General features: G+C 69.5%; 7 protein-coding genes. 5 read left to right on the top strand and 2 right to left on the bottom strand.

Features of this window, described 5'->3' with window-relative positions; translation table 11 throughout:
* Together VFW24_04360 and VFW24_04365 are read left to right on the top strand one after the other, a co-directional pair.
* Positions 1-1212: cytochrome P450 (locus VFW24_04360; protein ID HEX5265981.1), on the top strand; the 1212-nt coding region annotated here is incomplete at its 5' end.
* Positions 1213-1230: 18 nt separating this feature from the next.
* Positions 1231-2046, top strand: a complete 816-nt coding sequence (locus tag VFW24_04365) for an enoyl-CoA hydratase-related protein (protein ID HEX5265982.1) — start codon at positions 1231-1233, stop codon at positions 2044-2046.
* A 13-nt stretch (positions 2047-2059) separates the two neighbouring features.
* On the opposite strand, the gene VFW24_04370 is transcribed toward VFW24_04365, so the two are convergent.
* Both VFW24_04370 and VFW24_04375 read right to left on the bottom strand, forming a co-directional pair.
* Positions 2060-2773 (bottom strand): class I SAM-dependent methyltransferase, encoded by a 714-nt coding sequence (locus VFW24_04370; GenBank protein HEX5265983.1) that lies wholly within the window; start codon positions 2771-2773, stop codon positions 2060-2062.
* A gap of 27 nt (positions 2774-2800) precedes the next feature.
* Positions 2801-3124, bottom strand: a complete 324-nt coding sequence (locus VFW24_04375) for a YbjQ family protein (GenBank protein HEX5265984.1) — start codon at positions 3122-3124, stop codon at positions 2801-2803.
* 83 nt (positions 3125-3207) lie between these two features.
* On the opposite strand from VFW24_04375, the gene VFW24_04380 reads away from it, so the two are divergent.
* The 3 genes from VFW24_04380 to VFW24_04390 form a co-directional block, all read left to right on the top strand.
* Entirely contained in the window at positions 3208-3561 is a 354-nt protein-coding gene (locus VFW24_04380) for a hypothetical protein (protein HEX5265985.1), read from the top strand.
* Positions 3562-3787: 226 nt separating this feature from the next.
* On the top strand, positions 3788-6586 hold the full coding sequence (locus tag VFW24_04385; protein ID HEX5265986.1) for an EAL domain-containing protein: 2799 nt from the start codon (positions 3788-3790) through the stop codon (positions 6584-6586).
* A gap of 154 nt (positions 6587-6740) precedes the next feature.
* On the top strand, positions 6741-6962 hold a 222-nt coding region (locus VFW24_04390), incomplete at its 3' end, for a flagellin (protein ID HEX5265987.1).

Below are 6962 nucleotides of genomic sequence, written 5' to 3' on the forward strand. Positions count from 1 at the left end.
CCACTCGCCGCTGCCCCGGCGCGGGCCGATCAGGAAGGAAGCGGATTGGAAGACACGATCGACCTCGTCGACGGGGCCTTCTGGGGCCGAAACCCGCAGGAGGAGCTGACCTGGTTGCGGAACAACGCCCCCGTCTGGCGGGATCCGAAGAACGGCGTCTGGGGCGTGGCCACCTATGACCTCGTGAAACAGGTCAGCGCCCAGCCCAAGATCTTCAGCAACGCCGGGGGCATCCGTCCCGACACCCCACCCGTCCCGATGATGATCGACATGGACGACCCGGACCACCTGAAGAGACGCAAGCTCGTGAACCGGGGGTTCACGCCCCGACGGGTCCGGGACCAGGAGGAGTCGATCCGCCGAACCGCCAGGCTCCTCGTCGACGCCGTCGCCGAGCGGGGCCGGTTCGACCTGGTGTGGGACCTGGCGGCATGGCTACCGCTCATAGTGATCGGCGATGCGCTCGGCGTCGAGCCGCCGGATCGCGGGCGGCTCCTCCAGTGGAGCGACGACCTGTTGCGTGCCCTCGGGTCGGACGACGAGGAGGTGCTCACCGCCGCCCTGATGGCCTCGGCCGGTTACCACGACTATGCGGCCAAGGTCATCGGCGCTCGCCGCCAGCAGCCGACCGACGACCTCATGAGCGTCCTGGTGCATGCGGAGGTCGACGGCGACCGCCTCGACGACGAAGAGGTGATCATCGAGTCCCTTCTCATCCTGATCGGCGGCGACGAGACGACCAGGCACGTGATCAGCGGTGGCGCCTATCAGCTGCTCGCGCACCGTGAACGTTGGGAGGCCATCCTGGCGGACCGGTCCCTCCTGGCCGGCGGGATCGAGGAGATGCTGCGCTGGGTGAGCCCGATCAAGAACATGGCGCGCACCGCCACGGAGGACACCCAACTGGGGGGGCGAACCATCCCGGCCGGAGAGAAGCTCCTGTTGCTCTACCCGTCGGCGAATCGGGACGAGACGGTCTTCGTCGACCCGTTCGAGTTCGACATCCGGCGGTCGCCCAACGACCACGTCGCCTTCGGCTTCGGAACCCACTACTGCCTGGGGGCCAACCTGGCCCGGCTCGAGCTCCGCGTCCTCTTCGAGGAGCTGCTCGAGCGTCTGCCTTCGTTGTCCCTGGCTGAGCCAGCGGAGCCTGCGTACCGCCCCGCCAATTTCGTGAGCGGCTACGAGACCCTTCAGGTTCAGGTCGGGTGAGATCCGCAGGGAGCGCCGATGCTGCGGATAGCTGACGAGGACCGGGTCCGGACTATCTGCCTGGAGCGTCCCGACGCCCTCAACGCCTTCAACGAGGCTCTCTACGACGCGACGACGGAGGCGTTGATCGCTGCCGCCGCCTCGCCCGAGGTGGCGGTGGTGGTCCTGACCGGAGCAGGAAGATCCTTCTCGGCCGGGACCGATGTCCTGGAGATGGCCGCCCGTACCACCGATCCGGAAGGTTTCCGGGCCGGCACCCACGGGTTCCCCGGCCTGATCGACCAGCTCTCGACGTTCCCGAAACCGCTGATATGTGCTGTGAACGGCCTGGCGCTCGGGATCGGAGCCACCCTGCTGGGCTTTGCCGACCTGGTCATCATGTCGAGCGACGCCCGGATCCGCTGTCCGTTCACCGACCTGGCAGTTGCGCCGGAGGCCGGCAGCTCGTACACCTTCCCCCTGCTCCTCGGGCGCCAGGAGGCCAGTTGGGTGTTGATGAGCTCGACGTGGCTGAGCGCGGAGGACTGTCTGGGCAACGGCCTGGCCTGGCGCGTCGTTCCGCCCGACCGGTTGATGGCCGAGACCCTGGAGGTCGCCCGACTGATCGCGGCCAAGCCCATCGCGTCCCTGATCGAGACGAAGCGAACCCTCGTGGCGGGACACCGGGACGCTGTCGACCGGGCGCGCCAACGGGAGAACACCGCCTTCGGTCGTCTCCTCGGGCAACCCGCCAACCTCGAGGCCTTCCGGGCGCTGGGATCAAAGGCGGCCCCTGACTTCATATCGGTCGACGGGGAGCACCCGGTCGACGTGACACTGCACCGCCGGGACTGAGGGGTCGGATCGATTACCCGGGAAGTACGGTCCTGATGTTGAGGAACATCGGGACCCGCTCCCAGCGCCGGTAGCGACCCGAGAGACCGGACGGCCGGGGCTCGCGCACGGTCTCGATCCGGAGGCCTGCCTCCTCGAAGGCGCGGGCGTAGTCCTCCAACGAGTAGGTCCAGCCCCGGAACGTCATCTCCAGACCGTCGCGGACGACCTTGTCCTCGAGACGCCGGTTGACGAAGTAGTCGTCCCGGATGGCGAACGGCGCCTCGGGTGTCTGATCCAGGAAGGTGCCCACGTCGGCCAGTGGATGGCTGACACAGACACTGAAGCGCGCCCCGGCCTCGAGGACGCGGGCCGCCTCCCGGACCGTCCCGGCCATGTCCGAGACGACCTGAAGGGAGTTGTAGGCAACGACGAGGTCGAACGACCCGCCCGCGAACGGGAGCTTCGCCCCGTCGGCCACCAGGTACGGCGTGCCCCGGTCGGCGGCGCGGGCGTGCCCCACGAGGGTCACCGACGAGTCGACGGCGACGACCCGGTGGGCACGGGCTCCGAGGTCCCTGGCCACCCGTCCCTCTCCGCAGCCGATCTCGAGGGTCCGCCGGCCGGGGGCGGGCAGGAGGTCGTCGAAGAAGGCGTCGCGGTAGTACCAGTAGGCATCGTGATCGGGTGTGCGGGCCCAGCGGACCCAGTTCTCGGCGTCCGGCTCCCATTCCCCGGCGAGGCCCACGCGGGAAAGCTACGCCGACCCCCGGCATCAGGCGCGGCGGACCGCCTTGACGGCCGTGCCGTAGGCGCAGATCTCCGTCCAGTTCCCACCCATCTCCGAGGTGTCGAAGCGGAAGGCCAGCACGGCGTCGGCTCCTTTGACCCGCGCCTCCTCCATCATCCGCTCGAGCACCTCCTCCCGGCTGGCGGCCAGGTTCTTCGTCATGCCGCGGAGCTCTCCTCCGACGAGTGACTTGAGCCCCGCACCGAGCTGGGAGCCGAGGTTCCGGGACCGGACGGTCAGGCCGAAGACCTCCCCCAGCACCTCGGTTATCTCGTAGCCCGGCAGCTCGTTCATCGTGCTGATCAGCATCGCTACCTCCGGAGTGTCGACTGACCGACGGAGTGCCCACCTCCAGGGCGATGGGAACCCGACGCGGTGGGTACCACCTTGGCATGGCCAAGTACCAGGTGAACGACGCCGGCGTGGCCTGGGCCCGGCGGATGATCGACTCGAATCAGTACGACCTGCACACCGAGTGGTCGGAGGCGGCGCCGTCGGCCTCGGACGGGAACGCCTACATCGAGCGGCACGGCTACGACGGATACGGCGAGTGGCACCTGGCCCTGGACACCGAGGCGTCGGACGAGGCCAAGGATCGCTACGGGTTCCCCTACGGGGACTTCCGCCGGGTCATCAGGGCCGCCCTGATCCACGCCAAGCAGCGGGCGGTCCAGAACGGCCACGAGAAGGTCGCGGCCGCGGCCGGGGACCTGCTCGACCGCCTCGACGCCCGGCACGCCGCCTGATCGGCGGCGTCGAGACCCCGACCGTGACGGATTCACCGCTTTCAGTCACTGTCATACCCTCCTGATGTAAGCCACTTCCGATAGAAGTCTTCCGATTCGTCCCTTTGGCCCGGACGTAAAGCCCCGAACGCGGTGTGCCGATGCTTGAAGAGCACGCGCCTCCTCGGCGTGAGCGCCGTCGGCGTCTCAGGGGGGAAAGCACTTGGCCCGCCACTACGCGGGGAGCATGACCAAATACCTGGTCGACTACTTCCGGGGCCACGGCCGGCCGGGATCCCTCGAGCAGGTCCTGGTGCAGGCCGGTGAGACCCGGGGCGTCGACGTCCTGACCGACGAGTCGTCGTGGAGCTCCTACGCCGAGCTGCGGGCCCTGCTCGAGGCGGCGGCCACCGAGCTGGGCGGGATGAGCCACCTGACCGTGGTGGCGGCCAGCGCCATGGAGTCGGTGTCCATGCCGGAGTTCACCGCCGCCCTGCAGGACCTGGGATCCCCTACGGCGCTGTACGCCTGTATCGCAGACGCCTCGGCTGCTCTCTCCACGATCATGGAGATGACGGCCGAGGAGGTGGGTCCCTCCGAGTGGGTCCTCACCAACCGCTTCAAGGACGGATTCGAGGCCTTCCCCGAGTACTGCGCCTTCGGCTCCGGGCTCATCTCCGTGCCTCCGATGCTCTTCGGGATGCCCCCGGCCGAGGTCGTGGAGGAGCAGTGCCAGGCGGAGGGGGCGCCGGCCTGCCGGTACCGGGTGAGCTGGACCGCCCAGGATGACGAGACCCGGCGCTGGGAGAACCTGAGGTTCCGGGCCGAGGTGGGCGAGGCCCGCCTGCGGGCCATGCAGGCCACGGCGGCCGACATCGTCTCGGGGAGCGACCTGAGAGACGTCCTGGCCCGCATCGTCGAGTGGACGGGACGGGCCGTGCGGGCCTCCGGCTACCTGCTGGTGATCGATGCCGCCCCCCTGTCGGGGCGGTGGGTGCACGGTGAGGGACTGGAACGCCAGCAGCAGGAGGAGCTGGTCGGCCGGGTGCTCGACGGCACGGCCGGGGATGACATCCGGCTCTGCGCTGTGGAGGTGGTGTCGGAGCGGGCCGTCTACGGTCACCTTGTCGCGGTGAGCGAGACCGGCCGGCGGCTGTTCCCGCAGGAGGTCGAAGTCCTCCGGACCCACGCCCGCCTGGCGGCGGCAGCCCTGGACTCGGCCTCGGCTGTGCACGAGGCCCACTGGCAGGCCGACACCGCCACCGCCCTGCTCGACCTGGCCAGCTCCCTGTCCCAGCTGGCCGGCGTCCGGGAGATGGCGGACCGGGTGGCGCGGGCCGTTCCCCTCGTCGTCGACTGCGATCGGGCGTCGGTCGTCCTCATGGATGCCGAGACGCCCGTCCTGCGTTTCGTCGGGATGTGGGGGTACCCGCCGGCGGTGGAGGCGGAGCTGCGGTCCGGCGTCTACCCCGGTTACGGCCCCGAGATGCCCGACGCCGTAGACCTCTGGGACATCCGCGAGGCGGAGGACCCCGAGCTCCGCCGGTACATGGCGGCGTGCGGCTCGGCGGCGCTGGCCCGGATCCCGATCTACATGAACGGGGTGGCCGCCGGCGCGGTGATCGCTTCGGTGACCGATCGGCCCGAGCGGCTCACCCGTCATCCCAGCCTGGCCGAGCTCCTCCGGGGCGTGGCGGCCCAGGCCGGCACGGCCATAAGCAACGCCCGCCTGCTCGACCGGATCCAGCATCAGGCGCTGCACGACGCTCTGACCGGCCTGCCGAACCGGGCTCTGATCCTCGACCGCGCCGGCCAGATGCTGGCCCGGTCCCGCCGGCAGAACCGGCCGGTGGCGGCCCTGTTCGTCGACCTCGACGACTTCAAGGACATCAACGACACCTTCGGCCACGACGCAGGTGACGCCCTGCTGCGCGCCGTGGCAGCGCGGTTCACGGGGTGTCTCCGGGGCAGCGACACCGTGGGACGCATGGGAGGCGACGAGTTCGTCGTCCTGGCCGACGCGGCATCCGTCGACAACCGGCCCAATGTCCTGGCCGAGCGCCTCCACCGTGTCCTGGAGGATCCCTTCTTCATCGAGGGACCCCGGCCCCTGTCGCTCTTCGTGTCGGCCAGCATCGGGATCGCGGTGGCCGACCGGGGAAGGGCCGAGGAGCTGCTGCGAATGGCGGACATAGCCCTCTACCACGCCAAGGCCACGGGCCGGTCGTGCTACTCCGTGTTCGAGCCGGAGATGGAGAGCGAGTTCGTCGCCCGGGTCGAGCTCGAGCTCCAGCTGCGCTCCGCCCTGGACGGGGAGCAGTTCGTCCTGGAATACCAGCCCACCTTCTCCCTGGACGAGGCACGGGTCACCGGGGCCGAGGCTCTCATCCGCTGGCGCCATCCCACCCGGGGGCTGCTGGCGCCGGCCGAGTTCATACCCTCCCTGGAGGAGACCGGGCTGATCGACGACGTCGGGAGATGGGTGGTGACATCCGCGTGCCGGCAGGCGAAGGAATGGGAGCGGGCCGGCCACCCCGTCGACATGGCGGTCAACCTGTCGGCCCACCAGCTCGCCAGCGGCTGTCTGGTCGACGACGTGCGCGACGCCCTGCAGCTGACAGATCTCGATGCGTCCCGGCTGACCCTCGAGATCACCGAGAGCGGACTGATGGTCGACCGGGAGGTGGCCGCCCAGCGCCTGGCCGCTCTGCGGGCCCTGGGGGTGCGCCTGGCCGTGGACGACTTCGGAACCGGCTACTCCTCGTTCGCCTATCTCCGCTCCTTCCCGGTGGAGGTGCTGAAGATCGACCGCACCTTCGTCAAGGACGCCGGTACGGCCGAAGGCCAGGCTCTCCTGACCGTGATGCTCGACCTGGGGCGGTCTCTCGGGTTGGCGACCGTGGCCGAGGGCGTCGAGACGGAGGCCCAGCTGGCCTGGCTGAGGGAGGCCGGGTGCAGCTACGCCCAGGGCTTCCACCTGGCCCGGCCCATGCCCCCGGGAGCCGTGCTGGAGGTTCTCGAGGGCCACCTGGTGGCCCGGCGCTGAGCTCGGCCGGCGCCTGTGGAACTTCCGTTCTCAGGGTCCGATTTAACGTTCCCTTAAGCCTCGGTCCGGGCCAGTCGATAGCTCTCGTGGCGCATCCACCACGGCGGCGCCGGCGCTCTACGGAAAGAGCGTCTTGCAAACATGGAGGAATGCAGTGTCGTCCCTTAGCGTCAACACCAACGTCAACGCCATCAGCGCGTTCAACAACCTGAGCCGCACCGACTCGCAGCTCACCACGTCAATGAACCGTCTGTCCTCGGGTCTCCGGGTCCAGACGGCCGCCGACGACCCCGCCGGCTTCGTCGTCTCCCAGTACCTGAACAACCAGGCCGGGGGCTACGGAGTGGCCGTTTCCAACGGTCAGAACGCGGTGTCG

Source organism: Acidimicrobiales bacterium, assembly GCA_036273495.1.
Classification (GTDB): Bacteria; Actinomycetota; Acidimicrobiia; order Acidimicrobiales; family JAJPHE01; genus DASSEU01.